Here is a 16,254-nt window from a genome sequence, read left to right as displayed (position 1 = left end):
GGCGCCGGTTAGGGGAGCCCGGCCCGGAGGCGGCGCGCGGTGGCCTGCGGGTCGTCGGCCGCGGTGAGCACGCGCACGACCACCACCCGGGTCGCCCCCGCATCGACGACGGCGGGCAGGGTGTCCTCGCTGATACCACCGATGGCGAACCACGGCTTGGTCGAGCCCAGATCGGCCATGGTGGTAGCGGTCCGGTTCACCAACTCCAGCCCCACCCCCGGGCGGCCCGGCTTGGTGGGGGTCGGCCAGACCGGCCCCGCGCAGAAGTAGTCGACGTCCGGGTCGACGGCCGCGGCGCGCATCTGGTCGACGTCGTGCGTGGACAGACCGAGGAGGGCGCCGGGGGCCAGGCGGGCGGCGTCCGCGGGGCGCAGGTCGCCCTGGCCGACGTGCAGGACATCGGCTTCGGACAGTACGGCGAGGTCGGCCCGGTCGTTGGCGGAGAACAGCCTGCCGGCCGCCCGCGCCTCGTCGGCCAGGATGGCGAGCGCCGCCAGTTCGTCCTGGGCCTCCAGCCGCTTGTCCCGGATCTGGATGATGTCGACGCCGCCCGCGTAGCAGGAGCGCACGAAGGTCCGCAGGTCGTCGGGGCCGCGGCGGGCGTCGGTGCACAGGTAGAGCCGGGCGTCTCGCAACAGCGATCGGCGGGTCTCGTCGGACGGTGATCCGGAGGCGTCGGGGCGATCCACGGGGCCATTATCGTGACCCGCCGCCGCATCGCTCGCCCGGGCCCTGGCTCCCTCTATCGACCGCTCGTGACCTGCCCTTTTGGTGCCATGGAACCATCGGTGCAGGTCACGACGGTCATTGCGCCGCGCCGCTCGCGCGCATCCCCTCGGTTCTTCGGCGGGGGCGGCTCAGTCGGCCCGGGCGATCCCATGGTGGCCCGAGCGCGTGATCGGACCGGTGCCGAAGAGGCGTTGCCCGCCGAGGACCGCGACGCCACCGACCAGCAGCCCCACCACGTTGACGGCCAATTGGGCCAGGCTGCCGTTGATCTCGCTGGGCAGCCAGGTGGCGAGCGCCAGGGCGAGGTTTCCGGCCGCGGGGACCGTCGTGACGGCGATGAAGACCCCGACCAGCGTGTTCGACTTCTCCGCGGTGAGGGCCAGCGCGCCGGCCATGCCCGCGATGATCGCGACGAGCACGGACCACAGGTCCGGTCGCCAGATGAAGCCCGTCAGGGGGCGCGGCCCGGCGACCTGATCGGCGGTGACGACCCCGGCGGCCCGCCCGAGGAGGGCCAAGAGCGCGACGACAAGGATCGCCGCGAGGTAGCCACGGGCGAGGAGCGCGGCCGCCCGCACCGCTAGCCGCCAGCGCCGACAGACCAAGCCCGTGCACACCGCACCGACCGGGCCGAAGTCCGGCCCGACCACCATGGCCCCCACCACGAGAATCGGCGAGTCGGTCAGCACGGCGATCGCGGCGAGGGCCGTGGCCAGGGTGAGGAACAGCTGAAACGACCGGGACGGCTTGGCCGCGTCGCTCGCCTGTGCCAGCACCACGTCCCACATCACGCTGTCGTCGGGCTCCCCGTCGGCGAGCTCCTCGATCCGGTCCGCCGCGTCGAACGGCGTGGCCTGCGGCACGGTGATCGAGATCGAACCGTCCCGCCCGAGGCCGAGCCGGCGGAGGGCGCCCAGCACCTCGTCGGCGCTCTCCCGGGCCGCGTCGGCGCCCATGAGATCGCCCGCCGGGTCGATGCCGGCGCCGACCAGGTTGGTCACGTTGGTGATCCGCGGGTCCCCCACCAGCAGCTCGCGGACGGGGTGGGCGAGCTGCGCCGGGACCACGAGCCGCAGATGCACCAACACGCCCTCATGATGCCCCGCCGACCAGCGCCTCCGTGGTCGGTCGGGTCGCGGGCCTGCCGCGGCGCGCCGGTGGGCCTGCCGCGGCGCGCCGGTGGGCCTGCCGCGTCGGGCCGAGGGGCCTGGCGCCGCGCGGCGCGGGCCTGGCGCATCGGGCCGCGGGCGAGCAGGATGCTCGCATGCGCATCGGTCTGCAGGTGTCGTACTTCAGCTGGCCCGGGGCCCCGGAATCCATCGGCCCCACGTTCGCCGCCATCGCCCAGGACGCCGACGAGGCCGGGATGGCCTCGCTGTGGGTGATGGACCACTTCTTCCAGATCTCGATGATCGGCCCGCCGGAGCTGGACATGCTGGAGGGCTACACCGCACTCGCGTACGCCGCCGCCCGCACCCACCGGATCGAACTCGGCACCATGGTCACCGGCGTCACGTACCGCCATCCCGGCATCCTGGCCAAGACCGTGACCACGCTCGACGTCCTCTCGGGCGGCCGCGCCTGGCTCGGCATCGGCGCCGCCTGGAACGAGGAGGAGCACGCCGGCCTCGGCGTACCGTTCCCGCCGCTCGCCGAACGCTTCGAACGCCTCGAGGAGACCCTGCAGATCTGCCGGCAGATGTGGACGGGCGACGAAAGCCCGTACGACGGGCGGCACTATCAGCTCGCCCGGCCGCTCAATGTGCCGGCCGCGCTGAGTCGGCCGCACCCGAAGATCCTCGTCGGCGGCGGTGGGGAGAAGAAGACGCTGCGGATGGTCGCCCAGTACGCCGACGGCTGCAACATATTCGACATGGGACCGGAGAAGGTGGCGGCGAAGTACGACGTCCTCCGCGGGCACTGCGACCGGCTCGGCCGGGACTACGGCGAGATCCACAAGACGGTGCTCTCCCGCGTGACACTGGGCGACGCGGGCGGCCGAGCCGCGTCGGGGGAGCCGCTGCAGAGCGTCGACCAGGCGGTCGACCGGCTGGGCCGGCTGGCCGAGGTCGGCACCGACGAGGTGATCGTCGGGATGGCGAACGCCCATTTGCCGGCCGCCTATCCGCTGGTCGCGGAGCTCGTGCGCCAGGTGGCCCCGATCGTTCCGACCGGACGCTGAGAGAGGACCGCGATGTCGCTCCTGACGGATGCCCGCGAGATGCACGACGAACTGCGCGCGTTTCGGCGCGCCATGCACACCGAACCGGAGATCGGCCTGGACCTGCCGCGCACCCAGGAGCGCGTGCTGGCCGCCCTCGACCCGCTCGGCCTGGAGCTGTCCACCGGCAGCGCGACCACCTCGGTCACCGGGGTGCTGCGGGGCGGCGGTGCTAACCCGAGCAAGCAGCGGCCCACCGTGCTGCTGCGCGCCGACATGGATGCCCTGCCGGTGCAGGAGCTGGTCGACGTCGACTACCGCAGCCACATCGACGGGGCGATGCACGCCTGCGGCCATGACCTGCACACCGCGATGCTGGTCGGGGCCGCCCGGCTGCTGGCCGCCCGGCGGGGCGAGCTGCCCGGCGACGTAGTGCTCATGTTCCAGCCGGGTGAGGAGGGCTTCGGCGGCGGGAAGATCATGGTCGAGGAGGGCGTGCTGGAGGCCGCGGGGCGGCGCGTCGACGCGGCGTACGGCATGCACGTCTTTTCCGCCCTGGAACCCTACGGCCGCTTCGCGACCAAGCCCGGGACGATGCTGGCGGCCTCCGACGCGCTCGCGGTGACGTTCCGGGGCAAGGGCGGCCACGGGTCCTCGCCGCACGGCGCCAAGGATCCCGTGCCGGCGGCGGCCGAGCTGATCACGGCGCTCCAGACGACCGTGACGCGAGAGTTCTCGATCTTCGACCCGATCGTGGTCACCGTGGGGGTGCTGCGCGCGGGGACGAAGCGGAACGTGATCCCGGACGAGGCGTACGTCGAGGCGACGGTGCGGACGTTCTCCCCGGAGGCGCAGGCCAAGGCCGCCGAGGTGCTGCCTCGGGTGGCGCGCGGGATCGCGGCGGCGCGGGGGCTGGAGGTCTCGGCGGAGTACCACGCGGAGTACCCGATCACCGCCAACACACCTGCTGAGGCTGACTTCTCGCGGTCCGTGGTCGAGGAGCTGTTCGGGGATGTCGAGCGGCACCACCGCTGGGTCGACCCCATCGCCGGATCCGAGGACTTCTCGTTCGTGCTGCGGGAGGTCCCCGGGTCGTTCCTGGGGCTGGGCGCCGTGCCGCCAGGCCTGGACCCGATGGCGACCGAGTTCAATCACTCGCCGCGCGCGTACTTCGACGACGGGGTGCTCGCGGATGGGGCGGCGGTGTACGCCGAGCTGGCCGTCCGCAAGCTCGAGGCGCTGGCGGCCCCCGACTCCGGCGAGAGCTGACAGACCCCACGGCGCTGGGCTAGACGGTCTCCATCAGGGCCGACGACACGAGCGTCAGGACCAGCTGGGCGGCCAGCCCGACGCCCAGCCAGGTCGCCGGCCGGCGGCGACCGGACCAGGACACGCAGGCGAGCACCACGGCCGCCGAGGTGATGACCCGGGGGCCGACGAGCCAGAGCCGGCGGACGGCCAGGACGGTGCCGCACGTCCCGCGCGGGCCGCAGAAGTCCAGGGCCCACGCGGTGGTGGCCCCGACCACCGAACTGATGGCGGTCACGCCGACGAGCAGGAGCGCGAGCGCCCCGACGAAGAGGGCGTGAATCGGCCTCCCCGCGGCACGCGGCGCGCGCCCAGGGTCGCGGGGGTGCGGTGGGCCTGAGCATGGCATCGGGGCCGGGATTGGGCCTGAGATTGGTGCTGGACCTGGGCCTGCGCCTGGAGCGGGCATGAGGCGAGTGTGTCGGACCCCCGCCCTGCTCCGCGGCGGTCATCCACAGGCTCCGGCGTACCGGCAGGTTAGCCTGGCCGGCGTGCTGCGCATCGCGACCTTCAACGTCAACGGGATCCGCGCGACGCAGCGGCGGGGGTTCGGGGCGTGGCTGGCGCGGCGGGACTGCGACGTGGTGGCGCTGCAGGAGGTGCGCTGCCCGGTCGGCGAGCTGCCGGCGGGCGTGTTCGGGAGCTACCACCTCACGTACGACGCGGGGCAGCTGGCCGGCCGCAACGGCGTCGCGGCCCTCACCAGGGCGCGGCCGGCGGCGGCGCGCAGCTGGGGCGCGGGCGTGCTGACGCGCGCGCCGGGGGACGGGCACGTCGAGCTCGCCGTGCCGGAGGAGCGCGGTCGCCTCGCGCGCGAGCTGCGCGCCTTCGCCACCGAGGGGCGGTACGTCGAGGTCGACCTCGCCGACGTGCCCGTGACCGTGGCGTCGCTGTACCTGCCCAAGGGCGGTCTGCCGGCCGAGCTGCAGGTCCCGGGCCGGATGCGGGAGGCGCCGGACGGCGGGGCAAAGTGCGCGCGCAAGATGCGCTTCCTGGCGGGATTCGCGCGGCACCTGACCGCGGCCCGGCGTACGGCGCGCGCCGCCGGCCGCGAGTTCCTGCTGATGGGCGACCTCAACATCGCTCACACCCCCCTCGACGTACACCACTGGCGGCGGCAGCAGCGTTGCGAGGGCTTCCTGCCGGAGGAGCGCGCCTGGCTGGACGAGGTGATCGGGCCGCGGCGGTTGGTCGACGTGGTACGCCGGCTGCACGGCGACACCCAGGGCCCGTACACCTGGTGGAGCTGGCTGGGTGGCTCGTTCGAGAACGACAGCGGCTGGCGGATCGACTACCACCTGGCGACGCCGGGTCTGGCACGGGCGGCGGTAGCTGCGTACGTCGATCGCGAGCCGAGCCGCGAGGAACGGCTGAGCGACCACGCGCCGGTGCTGGTGGACTACGCCGTCCCCAGGTGATCAGTTGCGCCGCCGCGGTCGCTCCGACCATCGCCGCGCCCGTAGCCCGGCGCCCCGCGCCGACGCCGTTCCGGCGGAATCGCCCTCAGTGCAGGCGGCGACGGCCGCCGCGCTCGGCGTACCGATCGAGGGCGTGGAGGATCTGCGGGGCGCGCCAACTCCGGTTCCGGGTCTTGAAGTCGGTGTGGCCGATGAGGATGCCGCGTTCCACCAACGCCTCGATGTGCCGATGCTCGTTGTTGCGGATCGCGAGGATCTCCCGCGCCAGGGGCGCGTCGATGACCGGGTGTCGCAGCAGACCATCCGCGAGGCGTCGCGCGCCCGCGTCGCTGCGCAGCCCGGTCAGCGCGTCGTCCCAACTCGCCCTGATCTCGCGCAGGTCCGCCACCAGCTCCTGACCGCTCGCCACGCCGAGGAGAGCGGCTCGGGCGACGCCCCTGACGATGGGTTCCATGTCCCCATCGCGGTAGCAGGTCAGGGCGGCGAAGTAGCCCGCCGTGTCGGTGAGGAGTCCTGCGCTGATCGGCACCGACACATGCCGGGTGACGCCCTTGGCACGCAGCAGCGCATGCAGCAAGGCTCGGCCCGTGCGGCCGTTGCCGTCCGGGAACGGGTGGATGGTCTCGAAGTGCGCATGGGCGATCGCCACCTGCGCGAGCACCGGCATGTCGTCGCGCCTGGTGAAAGCCATGAGGTCGGTCATGGCGGCCGGCACGCGCTCAGCCACCGGCGGCACGAAGTCAGCGTCGTGCGGCGTGCCAGGACCGAAGGCCGCCCTCCCGCCGATCCACACCTGATCGGTGCGCCACCGACCGGCGATGTCCGGATCGGAGGCAGCCATGAGTGCCCCATGCATGGCCAGAACGGCCGCCTCATCGAGGTGATCCGCCATCCGCAGGGCAGCGTCCATCGCGTGCACGTTGGCGACAATCATGCGGGCGTGCTCGCTGGCGGTGCCGCCGAGTTCGGCCTCGGCGATCTTGCGTGCCGATGCGCTGAGGTTCTCGATCTGCGAGCTGGCGGCCGACTCAGAGCGCAGGAGCACCGCCGCGAACGGCGCGATCTCGCCGCCGAGCGTGGCGTCGAAGGCCCGCAGGGCCATCGCCGCCTCTTCGACGTCCGCGGCCGCCTGCGCCGACAGCGCTGGTGACAGTTCGGCGATCGAGGGCGGAACGGCCGCCCGGTACGCCGTGCCGACGCGCCTCGCGTCCGCGCGAGGCAGGCCCGACTCGGAGTTGACCCCCCACACGACCGACTCGTACGCGACTGCCGGCCAGTCAGAAACTGACGCCACCGGGCAACGGTAGCATCACTTACGCCGTAACTGAGGGTATCAATAGGACCTGGCGTCGCGTGCGTCTGGGCCGACGCCCGAGTGGTGGCAGCTGCTGGGGCCACATCAGAGGAGCTGACTCACGCCCGGTCGGGTGGACTCACGTGCGTACGTGAGTCCACCCGCCGTCAGGAGAGCTGCCTCACCCGAGGTATCGGGGTGAGCACCCACGGGAGGGGGGCCGACGCACCCCAGGTTGGGACCCGGCTGGGCAGGGCTCAGGCGCCGTTCGTCACGCCGGATTGACCCCGTGGCGAGCCGCGTTGTCCACGATCGCGTCGTGCACGTACTGCGCCAAGCCGGGCCGGATCGCGTCGTAGTACGCCGTGAAGCGGGCGTCCGCGAGGTACATCTGCGCCAGTTTCACGTGGAACACGTGCGCGCAGTCGTAGTGCGACTCGATGCTGCGGCGGTGCGCCTCGGCGGCGGCCGCGGCCTCGTCGCCGTCCGCCGCAGCCCCGGCGTCAAATAGCCGCGCGAACTCCGCGTTCACGGCCTCGCCCTCGGCCTTGATGCGCTCCCAGTCGGCCTTCGTGTAGCCGGCGGTCCGTTCCTGGCTCTGCTTCCAGGCGGGGGTGTCACCCCAGCGGCGCTCGGCCTCCGCGGCATACTCCTCACCCCAGCCGTCGCCGAACAGCTCGCGTTTCTCGGCGTCGGTGATCGGTCGGTCGTTCATGGCTTCCTCCAATGCGTGGTCGATGGCCGTCACGAGCCCGCGCAGCTCGCTCAGGCGGGATGTGACCGCTGCGCGCTGCCGACGCAGGTGCTCCACGACGCTGTCGGGCTGGTCCAGCAGGAGAGCGATCTCCTCCAGGGCGAACCCGAGCCGGCGATAGACCACGACGTGCTGCAGGCGCGTCAGGTCCAGCTCGGTGTAGAGCCGGTAGCCGGCGTGCGTCCGCTCGCTCGGTACGACGAGTCCGATCTCGTCGTAGTGATGCAGCGTCCGTCGGGTCACCCCGAAGGCCTGCGCCACCTGCCCCACGGTCAGCGGCTCGTGCGGGGTGACCCCCTGCCGCGTCGTCTCGGTCATGAGATCAGCGTGGGCTATCACGCCGCGTGAGGGTCAAGCCGCCGACGCCGACCGGCCCGGCGCGGTCCCCAGCGCCCCCGTGCGGAGGGCCAGGCGCAGGCCAGCAAGGCGAACGAGATGACCAGCGGCGATGTCCGAAACGCCCGGATCCGCAGCCCGCCGTGCGAGTCAAGAAGTGGCCCGCGCGTCGCCGTCGCTTTCCTGGCCATGGGCCGCGCGTCGCACCTACCGTGGTCTCGACGGCCGACGCGGCCGGGGCCCGGCTCGCCGGGGGTTATTCGTTGGAAGGAACACAGATGGCTACCGACTGGGCTGCCGACATCAAGAAGTACGCCCCGAAGGCCGACGACGCCGTCATCGCCAACATGGTGAAGACCTACCAGCTCGTCCTCAGCAAGCAGGACTCCGCGCTGGTGTCGTTCAGCGACGCCAAGGAGCTGGAGACTGTGCGGGAGAGCTTCCTCAAGAAGAAGCTCGGACTGACCGACTCCGACGACAAGCTCGACGCCGCCATCAAAGAGGTCGGCGCGAAGATGAAGGACGGCACCCGCAACACGCGCATCGCGGTCTACTACCTCCTCGCGGAGAAGTTCAACAAGCTCGACATGTTCCGCTGATCCCTGCGCCGGCGACCCGTTCGCCGCGAGGATGAAGGCCCGGGTCGGCAGCGACCCGGGCCTTCACCGCACCACCCCCGGCAAGGAGAAGTCCATGACCCCCGCGCAGTTCGACCCCTGGCGCAGCGAGCAGATCGTGACGTGCCGCGACGAGGCCACTGGGCTCAAGGCCGTGATCGCGTTCGACGACACGACGCTCGGCCCGGGCTTCGGCGGGGTGCGCTGGCGGTCCTACCCGAGCACCGAGGCCGCCGTGGAGGAAGCCCAGCGCCTCGCCGCCGCGATGACCATGAAGCATGCGCTCGCGGAATTGCCTTACGGCGGCGCCAAGTCGGTCATCCTGCACGACGGACGCGACCGGGACGACGAGGCGCGGCGGGCGTTGTTCGAGGCGTACGGCGACGCGATTGCGCGCCTCGGCGGCCGCTACATCCCCGGCGTCGACATGGGCACGACCTTGGCGGACATGGCCGTCCTGCGCTCCCGCGGGGCCAAGGTCTATTGCGCCGACCACGACCCGGCGCCGTGGACGGCGCGCGGGGTATACGCCGCGATGCGCGCCGGCGTCCGGCACGTCTTCGGCGCCCACTCCTTGGCCGGGCTCAGCGTCGCGGTGCAGGGCGCGGGCAGCGTCGGCGGCTGCCTGGCGCGGCTCGTCGCGGCCGACGGCGGGCGCGTCCTCGTCGCGGACGTGGACCAGGCGCGCGCCGAAGCCGTGGCGACCGACTGCGGCGGCACAGTGCTGGCACCCGGCGATATCGTCACCACGAGCTGCGACGTCTTCGCCCCGTCGGCGGTGGCCCGGGTGATCACCCGCGACGTCGTACCGCGCCTGCGCTGCCGCCTGATCGCCGGCGCCGCCAACGACACGCTCGACGAGCCGGCCTGCGAGCGCGAGCTGCTCGACGCGGGGATCTCGTTCGTCCCCGACTTCGTCGCCAACGCGGGCGGGGTCATCCACGAGCACGCGCGAGCCGTCGGCTGGTCCGAGCGCGAACTGGAGCAAGCGGTGGACGCGATCGGGCCGCGGGTGCTGGAGCTGTACGCCGACGCCCCGCGACACCAGGGCAGCGTCGTCGAGGCGGCCCTGGCGCGCGGCCGGGCCCGACTCACGGCCGCACGGACGTCCTAGCGGGTCAGACCATCGGCGCGAAGAAGAACGTGTCGCGGGTCGCCAACAGGCCCTCGGGCGTGAACGTGTAGAAGTCCGCCCAGCGCAGCTCGCGCGCCGTACCGTCCTTGAGCACCCCCGCCAACCGGCCGCTGACGGCCACCCCCGTGGGCCCCGCGACCTCCGTCTCGATCGTGTGCCGGCCCGACGCGATGACCCGTGCGCCGGAGTAGAACGCGGTCAGGTCGTCTCGCCCGCGCAACGGCTCGTACCCGGGCCGCCGGTAGACGGCGTCGGGCGCGAACAGCGCGACGAGCCCGGGGACGTCGTCGGCGTCGACGAGGGCGTAATAGCGCCGCACGCTGGCCAGGTTCCGTTCGGTCTCGCTCATGCCCGACAGTGTGCCCCGCCCGCAGATTCACGCAACGGCGAGGTCCCCGTCCTCAGGAGGCGTGCGGCAGCGCGGCGGGGTCGATCAGTTCGCCGGCGATCGGCTCGTCCGCGGGCCAGTCGTGCGCCACCACGGCGTACTTGCAGCCCTGCTGCCGCAGCACCGCCGCCCGGAGGTGACCGCCCGCGATCGCCGCCGGATGGTCCCCGCGCAGCGCGAGCTGGATCGGGTCGGTCAAGAGCGACGCGGCCGCCCTGACCAGCCACTCCGGCACGTCCGTCACCCGGGCCATGCGCTCCTGCGGGGTCTCGTCGCCCTCGCGGCAGTACCAGGCCCAGGTCGCGAACCGCACCGCCCGCTTCCAGTCGACCTGGTGGAAACTGCAGCAATCGCGGGTCACCGGGGCGCGGCCGGCCATGCAGTCCGGCAGCTCGTCGTGGCCCGGCAGGGCGGGCGGCAGGTCGGCGGTCGAGATCGTACGCAGCACGGTCACGGTGGGCTCCTTCACCGGCAGGGCTCGCGCGCGGACGCGAGCGGCGGGGAGGGGCGGGTACGTCGTGCGGCGTACCGTCTGCCGCATCGACCGGGGCCCCGGCACCCTGAACCGACCAGCGCGTCTGTCGCGTCACGCCCGGGATCCCGGCGGGCCCAGACGAGGTCGCCCGGCGGCCCCGCCGCGGACGTGATGGACTGCCGACATGAGCACCGACCTGCCCGCCGATCTAGCCCCCGACCTGATCGACGGCCTCGGCGTGCGCCGCGCCACCCGCGTGCACGGCGGAGACATCGCCTCGTCCTACCGCCTCGACACCGACGACGGGCCGCTGTTCGTCAAGACGCACCCGCAGCCCAAGCCCGACATGTTCGCCCGGGAGGCGGCCGGGCTGCGCGCGCTGCGCGAGCACGCGCCCGCGACGCTCGGCGTCCCCGAGGTGCTGCGCGCCTCTGACCGAGGACTCGTGCTGCAGTGGATCGACGTCGCGGGCGGGCGGCCCGGACAGGCCGTCGAGGAGGAGCTGGGGCGGGGCCTGGCCGCCCTGCATGGCACCAGCCACCCGACCTTCGGCGCCATCGACGACGCCATGGCCGGCTACCTCGGATCGGCCGAGATCGACCTGTCGCCCACGGCGGACTGGCCCGAGTTCTTCGTCGACCGCCGCCTCCGACCGCTGGTCGAGAAGGCCATCGGGATGGGCCGGCTGGATCGGCGCGCCCGGCAGCTCCTGGAGGCGTGCGCGCCGCGCGCGACGGAGCTGTGCGGGCCGGTCGAGCCACCGGCCCTCGTGCACGGGGACCTGTGGGCCGGCAACCGGGTCGTGGACCGGGCGGGCCGCAACTGGCTCATCGACCCGGCCTGCCACTGGGCGCACCGCGAGATCGACCTCGCCATGATGGCGCTGTTCGGCGGCTTCGGGCCGGCGTGCTTCGCGGCGTACGACGAGGCCTTCCCCCTCGCCGAGGGCTGGCCCGACCGGGTCAGCTGGTACCAGCTACCGCCGCTCCTGGTGCACGCCATCCTGTTCGGCGGCGGGTACGGCGACTCTGCGCTGGCCGCGCTGCGGCGCTACGCCTGAGCGACGGTGCTGCGCCTGACCGGCGGCGCTACGCCTGAGCGGTCCCGGCCGCGGCGGTCCGCCCCGGGCGGCGCCGCCGTTGCACCAGCACGGACCCACCCACGATGCTCACGAAGCCGATCGCCGTGAGCACGGTGACGGGCTCGCCCAGCAGCACCGCCCCGGCGGCGACAGCCACGGCGGTGTTGACGTAGGTCACCACGGTGGTCCGCACCGGGCCCACGTCGCCGACCAGGACGAAGAAGCACAGGAACGCCACCGACGTGCACAGGACGCCGAGGAGGACCACCGCCACCGCGGCCGAGGGCTCCACGCGCGCCGGCCAGTGCGCGATCGCGAACGGCGCGAGCACGGCCGCCGGGATGAGCAGGCTGACCACGATCACCCCGAGGCCGGGTACGTCGTAGAGCCGCCGCGCGAGGATCTGTGGGCCCACGGCGTAGCAGAGGACGACCGCGGCCATCTCGGCCATGGCGATCCCGGAGCCGGGTCCGGACGGTACGGCGAGTTCGCGCCAGAACAGCAGCGCCACCCCGCCCAGGCCCAGCGCGAGCCCCACCCCGCCGGCGCGACCGAGCTGTTCGTCGCGGCCGGTGAGGTGCGACAGGATCGCGCCCACGACCGGCGTCGCGGCGATGAGCAGCCCGGCCAGGCCGCTCGGGATGACGTGCTCGGCGTGCGTGAGGGACAGCCAGGGGATGCCGACCTCGATCACCGTGTAGGCGAGCACCCACCGCCACCGCGCGAGGAGCGGCCGCAGCGCGCCCTGCCGCAGCGCGAAGGGCAACAGGACCGCGCCCCCGATCAGCGTGCGCAGGCAGACCAGGGTGGCGGGGTCGAAGGAGGCGTTGGCGTACTTGATGAGCAGGTACGGGATTCCCCACACCACCCCGAGGATGAGGAAGAGCACCAGCGAGCGTCGGGACACGGCAGTAGTGAATCAGCCCCGCGTGACAGGGGTCTGGCCCGGCTACCCCAGCTTCCCCAGGAAGCACCCTCCGCACGCAGTCGCCTTCCCCGCGGCCGTCTCCCTGCGCGGGCAGGGGTCGCTGGCCCATCGCCCGATCTGTCCGATGCTGGTAGGAAAGGGGCCATGACCGATTCCTCCTCGCCCGCCGGCCCCCGCGACCCCCTGTCCGACCTCGCGGCGACCCCCGTCGAACGCACCGCCAGCGAGGCCCACCCGGAGGCCATGCCGCCGGTCGCCGGCGCGGCAGACCCCCAGGTGCTCGCCACCGGGGTCAGCGAGTCCCCGGTCGCCAGCCCCGAGGAGGCCGACGACGCCGTACGGCGTGCTGCCGAGGACAAGGCCTCCGACGGCAAGGCCTCCGGCGACGGGGGCGACGCGGCGCCCGCGGGGTAGCCTCCGGCTCACCTGGTGGTGCGCTGACGTTAACGCTCGGCTGGTATCAAGGAGCCATGACGAATGCTGGCTCGCCCGCCGTGCAGAGCGCGCTTCAGGCCGCCGAAGAGCGCGGCTACCACGCCGTGATCGTCGGCGAGAACGCCCTGCGGATCATCGGTCGGTTCGGGGACCCCACGCTGGGGGCCCTCGAGGTGATGGTCGGGGCCGAGGCGCCCCTCGGCGTGCAGGCCGACGGCGTCGAGGGCCACCGCAGTGCACTGTGCCTCTGGACCGGCCCCGACCTGTTCGCGATCACGCTCGGCGAGGGCGGCCGGTGGGAGCACTTCCGGGTCGACCAGGGCCTGGGGCTCGTCCGGGACAGCTGGCGCGGCGGGGCGCGGGCCCGCTACCGGGTGCCGCACGGCCCCCTGGTCCAGGCGATCCCCGAGGCGGTGACGCTCGCGGAGTCCTGGGGATTCGCCACGCCGGAGACCCACCAGCCGCCGACGCACCGGCCGGCGCAGGCCCGCGCCGCGAGCACCCGCCCGGCGAGCAAGCCCACCCGGCGTACCGACTCCGCCCCGCGCTCGGGGCCCGCCAAGACCACCCCGTCCACCCGCGCGACCAGCCCCGAGCCGCTGCCCAAGATCTGTCCGACCTGCTTCGTCGCGCTGCCGGCCACGGGCCGCTGCGACTACTGCGCTTAGGCTCCCGCGCAGGGTGTTCGGCACCGGATCGCTCGGGCTAGCCTGAGGCTCATGTCGCAGCCATCGGGGGCTATGGAACCCCAGGACCGTCTTCCCCACGAGCCGGAGCGGGGGGCCGCCCGATTCGACATGCCGGTGATCCGCGAGGACGGCTCGCTGGCGCACCCGCCGCAGGGCGCCGCCGTCCCGCAGGTCGTCGGGACGCCGTCGGCGACGCCCGGCCAGCAGCTCGCGCGCGTCGGGGGCACCTCCAACGACCGCTCACTGGTGTGCGTCTTCGGGGACGTCAAGCGGACCGGCCGGTGGACCGTCGCCGAGAGCACCCGCAGCCTCACGGTGTTCGGCGACACGATCCTGGATCTCCGCGAGGCCAGCCTCGAGCAGCAGAACGTGGCGATTCGCGCGTTCGTGATGTTCGGGGACTTCAAGGTGATCGTGCCGCCGGGCGTCGACGTCCAGCTGCGCGGGGGCCTCGTCTTCGGAGACCAGAAGGTGCAGCGGCGCACCGAGTCCGCGGCGGGCACGCCGCGAGTCGAGATCGAGGCGTACGGCGCGTTCGGTGACGTCAAGGTGATCGAGCTGGAGCCTGGCGAGGTCGAGCCGAAGTGGTACGACCGGTTCCGGAAGCCTCGCTCCTGAGGCGCGCAAGCCACGCCCCTGAGGCGCGCAAGCCACGCCCCTGAGGCGCGCAAGCCACGCCCTTGAGGCAATGATCCGCTGGTGACGCGCGGCGGGAGGCACCCCGCTGCGCCGTCGCGCGGGGGTGGCGCCGATAGAGTGGAGGAGTCGTAGCCGCCCGAGGCGCCCCGAGCCGCAGGATGATCCATGACGAAGCCCGCCCCGGATGAGCCGGCCCGCCCCCGGCCCGATCGCGACCAGGACCTCGCGGATCACGACCTGACCGACCACGACGAAGTGCTGTTCCACCGTCCCGTCCGACCGTGGCGGCATCTCACCACCATCGGTGCCGCCCTGTTGCTGGTCAGCCTCGTGCTCGCGGGCGGCGCGGCGACCCATCTGGGGAACATGTCGGGGCGCACGATCGCCAACGCGGTGCTGCTCCCGGTGGGCAAACCCGTGAACATCCGCCTCGATGCGGGCGAACAGCGGATGCTCTACACCCAGCGCGGCAGCGGGATGACGCGCTGCCAGATCACGGACGAACGCGATGCCCCCGTGTCCGTCGAGACGACGAGCCCGGTGATCCTGCAGGGCTCGGACGTGCTGTGGCACGGGCAGTCGCTGTTCACCGCGCCCAAGGGAGGCGACTACACCATCCAGTGCGAGGGCGGCGCCGACGCCCGCGTCGGGCGTCCGGTCGGCACGCTCGACGTCATCCTCACCGTGCTGGCGGCCGGGATCGGTGGCCTGGGGGCGCTCGCGGGCCTGGGCGTGCTCCTGTGGGGCCGCGCGCGCCGCCGCGGTCGCGCCCGCGCGCGGCGCGCGTGAGCGCACCGTACGTCGCCCTGGGCGACTCGTTCTCGGCCGGCATCGGATCGGACACCGCGGGCACCCAGATCCGGCGCGAGGGCGGCTTCCCCGTCCTGCTGGCCCGCGACCTGGGGATGGACCTCGCCTACCAGGCGTTCATCGGCGCCACGGTGGACAACGTCCTCCTCGTGCAGCTCGGCCCGCTGGCGACCGACACCGCCCTCGTCACGCTCACCGTCGGCGGCAACGACGCGGGGTTCGTGCCGGTGCTGATCGCCTGCGCCCAGCCGGCGTGGCTGTCCGACGGGCTGCGCACACTGCGCACCACGATGGCCCACGCCCGCCGGGAGCTGCCCGACCGGCTCGACCGGCTGTACCGCGCGATCCGCGATCGGGCCCCCGACGCCCGCGTCGTCGTCGCCGACTACCCGGATCTCTTCGCCGGCGTCGACTGCCAGGCACTGACCTTCTTCAGCTCGGCGGAGATGGCGGCGATCAACGCCGCTGGCGCCGAGCTGTCGGGGCTGATGGCCGACGCGGCGGCCCGGCACGGGGCGCACTTCGTCAGCGTCCGGTCCACCTATGCCGGCCATGAGTTGTGTCGACCGGAGCCGTGGCTGCACGGGCTGTCCTGGCCCGTCGACTCCTCGTTCCACCCGACGACGCGAGGTCACGCGGCGTACGCGCAGGTCATCGGCCCCGTCGCCCGCGACGTCGGACCTAAGGCCCCAGCGATCTCCCGGGGTCTTCAGCCGGCCGGGCTGCGGGCGGCGGGCCGGGGTCCGCGGGTCGCCGAGGGGCCCCGGGCCCGCGGGTCCGGTGGCCGGTTCCGGCTCCCGGACCTGCTCGCACCGCAGAACCTCGACGCGGCGGAACGGCACGGTCTGAACCGCGCCGAGGTCGCCGACCTCGCCGCTCGGATCCCGCGCGGACAGCGCGCCGTCGCCCCGGACGCGCCCCCACCCGATCCCGACGTGGTCGCTCGCCTCCGGGAGCTCGATGCCCGCGTGCGACGCCGTACGGGCCGGCCGTGACGGGGCACCGCCCCGCGGACTTGACGTGCCCGCACGGGGCGTCCAAGGTGCGAATCATGCAG

General features: G+C 73.3%; 19 protein-coding genes. 11 read left to right on the top strand and 8 right to left on the bottom strand.

What is annotated here, in order from left to right:
* Positions 1-8: 8 nt before the first annotated feature.
* Together IPK37_07460 and IPK37_07455 are read right to left on the bottom strand one after the other, a co-directional pair.
* The gene (locus IPK37_07460; GenBank protein QQS02171.1) at positions 9-689 is read right to left on the bottom strand and encodes a thiamine phosphate synthase; all 681 of its coding nucleotides are present in this window, start codon (positions 687-689) and stop codon (positions 9-11) included.
* A gap of 168 nt (positions 690-857) precedes the next feature.
* A complete protein-coding gene (locus tag IPK37_07455) occupies positions 858-1,817 on the bottom strand; it encodes a DUF389 domain-containing protein (GenBank protein QQS02170.1) in 960 nt (319 codons plus the stop codon).
* Positions 1,818-1,993: 176 nt separating this feature from the next.
* Here IPK37_07455 and IPK37_07450 point away from each other — a divergent pair, with 176 nt between their 5' ends.
* Positions 1,994-2,911 (top strand): LLM class F420-dependent oxidoreductase, encoded by a 918-nt coding sequence (locus tag IPK37_07450; GenBank protein ID QQS02169.1) that lies wholly within the window; start codon positions 1,994-1,996, stop codon positions 2,909-2,911.
* A 12-nt stretch (positions 2,912-2,923) separates the two neighbouring features.
* The gene (locus IPK37_07445; GenBank protein ID QQS02168.1) at positions 2,924-4,159 is read left to right on the top strand and encodes an amidohydrolase; all 1,236 of its coding nucleotides are present in this window, start codon (positions 2,924-2,926) and stop codon (positions 4,157-4,159) included.
* 19 nt (positions 4,160-4,178) lie between these two features.
* Here IPK37_07445 and IPK37_07440 read toward each other — a convergent pair whose 3' ends face one another.
* The gene (locus IPK37_07440) at positions 4,179-4,436 is read right to left on the bottom strand and encodes a hypothetical protein (GenBank protein ID QQS02167.1); all 258 of its coding nucleotides are present in this window, start codon (positions 4,434-4,436) and stop codon (positions 4,179-4,181) included.
* Positions 4,437-4,692: 256 nt separating this feature from the next.
* Between IPK37_07440 and IPK37_07435 the strand changes: the two genes are divergently transcribed.
* The gene (locus IPK37_07435; protein ID QQS02734.1) at positions 4,693-5,616 is read left to right on the top strand and encodes an endonuclease/exonuclease/phosphatase family protein; all 924 of its coding nucleotides are present in this window, start codon (positions 4,693-4,695) and stop codon (positions 5,614-5,616) included.
* Positions 5,617-5,701: 85 nt separating this feature from the next.
* On the opposite strand, the gene IPK37_07430 is transcribed toward IPK37_07435, so the two are convergent.
* On the bottom strand, positions 5,702-6,910 hold the full coding sequence (locus IPK37_07430) for a Fic family protein (GenBank protein ID QQS02166.1): 1,209 nt from the start codon (positions 6,908-6,910) through the stop codon (positions 5,702-5,704).
* Positions 6,911-7,181: 271 nt separating this feature from the next.
* Positions 7,182-7,982 (bottom strand): MerR family transcriptional regulator, encoded by an 801-nt coding sequence (locus tag IPK37_07425; GenBank protein ID QQS02165.1) that lies wholly within the window; start codon positions 7,980-7,982, stop codon positions 7,182-7,184.
* 296 nt (positions 7,983-8,278) lie between these two features.
* Here IPK37_07425 and IPK37_07420 point away from each other — a divergent pair, with 296 nt between their 5' ends.
* The gene (locus IPK37_07420; GenBank protein ID QQS02164.1) at positions 8,279-8,599 is read left to right on the top strand and encodes a DUF2853 family protein; all 321 of its coding nucleotides are present in this window, start codon (positions 8,279-8,281) and stop codon (positions 8,597-8,599) included.
* A gap of 94 nt (positions 8,600-8,693) precedes the next feature.
* Positions 8,694-9,731: a Glu/Leu/Phe/Val dehydrogenase gene (locus tag IPK37_07415; protein QQS02163.1), complete on the top strand. Its 1,038-nt coding sequence runs from the start codon at positions 8,694-8,696 to the stop codon at positions 9,729-9,731.
* A 4-nt stretch (positions 9,732-9,735) separates the two neighbouring features.
* Here IPK37_07415 and IPK37_07410 read toward each other — a convergent pair whose 3' ends face one another.
* Both IPK37_07410 and IPK37_07405 read right to left on the bottom strand, forming a co-directional pair.
* Positions 9,736-10,101, bottom strand: coding sequence for a nuclear transport factor 2 family protein (locus IPK37_07410; GenBank protein ID QQS02162.1), 366 nt, complete (start codon positions 10,099-10,101; stop codon positions 9,736-9,738).
* Between the two features lie 52 nt (positions 10,102-10,153).
* The gene (locus IPK37_07405) at positions 10,154-10,594 is read right to left on the bottom strand and encodes a hypothetical protein (protein QQS02161.1); all 441 of its coding nucleotides are present in this window, start codon (positions 10,592-10,594) and stop codon (positions 10,154-10,156) included.
* 205 nt (positions 10,595-10,799) lie between these two features.
* Between IPK37_07405 and IPK37_07400 the strand changes: the two genes are divergently transcribed.
* Entirely contained in the window at positions 10,800-11,675 is an 876-nt protein-coding gene (locus IPK37_07400) for a fructosamine kinase family protein (GenBank protein QQS02160.1), read from the top strand.
* Positions 11,676-11,703: 28 nt separating this feature from the next.
* Here IPK37_07400 and IPK37_07395 read toward each other — a convergent pair whose 3' ends face one another.
* On the bottom strand, positions 11,704-12,603 hold the full coding sequence (locus IPK37_07395; GenBank protein QQS02159.1) for a DMT family transporter: 900 nt from the start codon (positions 12,601-12,603) through the stop codon (positions 11,704-11,706).
* Positions 12,604-12,768: 165 nt separating this feature from the next.
* On the opposite strand from IPK37_07395, the gene IPK37_07390 reads away from it, so the two are divergent.
* The 5 genes from IPK37_07390 to IPK37_07370 all read left to right on the top strand — a co-directional run bounded on the left by IPK37_07390 (position 12,769) and on the right by IPK37_07370 (position 16,192).
* The gene (locus tag IPK37_07390) at positions 12,769-13,038 is read left to right on the top strand and encodes a hypothetical protein (protein ID QQS02158.1); all 270 of its coding nucleotides are present in this window, start codon (positions 12,769-12,771) and stop codon (positions 13,036-13,038) included.
* Between the two features lie 56 nt (positions 13,039-13,094).
* Complete coding sequence (locus tag IPK37_07385) at positions 13,095-13,727, top strand: hypothetical protein (GenBank protein ID QQS02157.1); 633 nt, start codon at positions 13,095-13,097, stop codon at positions 13,725-13,727.
* Positions 13,728-13,778: 51 nt separating this feature from the next.
* A complete protein-coding gene (locus IPK37_07380) occupies positions 13,779-14,366 on the top strand; it encodes a hypothetical protein (protein QQS02156.1) in 588 nt (195 codons plus the stop codon).
* A gap of 186 nt (positions 14,367-14,552) precedes the next feature.
* A complete protein-coding gene (locus tag IPK37_07375; protein ID QQS02155.1) occupies positions 14,553-15,176 on the top strand; it encodes a hypothetical protein in 624 nt (207 codons plus the stop codon).
* A complete protein-coding gene (locus tag IPK37_07370) occupies positions 15,173-16,192 on the top strand; it encodes an SGNH/GDSL hydrolase family protein (protein ID QQS02154.1) in 1,020 nt (339 codons plus the stop codon). Before IPK37_07375 ends, IPK37_07370 begins: the two co-directional genes overlap by 4 nt.
* Positions 16,193-16,254: the final 62 nt, after the last annotated feature.

The organism is Austwickia sp. (genome assembly GCA_016699675.1).
Lineage (GTDB): Bacteria > Actinomycetota > Actinomycetes > Actinomycetales > Dermatophilaceae > Austwickia.
This window is presented reverse-complemented; position numbering and strand designations above follow the sequence as displayed.

Bases quoted from the DNA above. Each gene is read 5' to 3' on its own strand.
- IPK37_07450 (QQS02169.1), top strand. From the start codon at position 1,994: ATGCGCATCGGTCTGCAGGTGTCGTACTTCAGCTGGCCCGGGGCCCCG.
- IPK37_07445 (QQS02168.1), top strand. From the start codon at position 2,924: ATGTCGCTCCTGACGGATGCCCGCGAGATGCACGACGAACTGCGCGCG.
- IPK37_07425 (QQS02165.1), bottom strand. From the start codon at position 7,982: ATGACCGAGACGACGCGGCAGGGGGTCACCCCGCACGAGCCGCTGACC.
- IPK37_07420 (QQS02164.1), top strand. From the start codon at position 8,279: ATGGCTACCGACTGGGCTGCCGACATCAAGAAGTACGCCCCGAAGGCC.
- IPK37_07415 (QQS02163.1), top strand. From the start codon at position 8,694: ATGACCCCCGCGCAGTTCGACCCCTGGCGCAGCGAGCAGATCGTGACG.
- IPK37_07410 (QQS02162.1), bottom strand. From the start codon at position 10,101: ATGAGCGAGACCGAACGGAACCTGGCCAGCGTGCGGCGCTATTACGCC.
- IPK37_07400 (QQS02160.1), top strand. From the start codon at position 10,800: ATGAGCACCGACCTGCCCGCCGATCTAGCCCCCGACCTGATCGACGGC.
- IPK37_07390 (QQS02158.1), top strand. From the start codon at position 12,769: ATGACCGATTCCTCCTCGCCCGCCGGCCCCCGCGACCCCCTGTCCGAC.
- IPK37_07385 (QQS02157.1), top strand. From the start codon at position 13,095: ATGACGAATGCTGGCTCGCCCGCCGTGCAGAGCGCGCTTCAGGCCGCC.
- IPK37_07380 (QQS02156.1), top strand. From the start codon at position 13,779: ATGTCGCAGCCATCGGGGGCTATGGAACCCCAGGACCGTCTTCCCCAC.
- IPK37_07375 (QQS02155.1), top strand. From the start codon at position 14,553: ATGACGAAGCCCGCCCCGGATGAGCCGGCCCGCCCCCGGCCCGATCGC.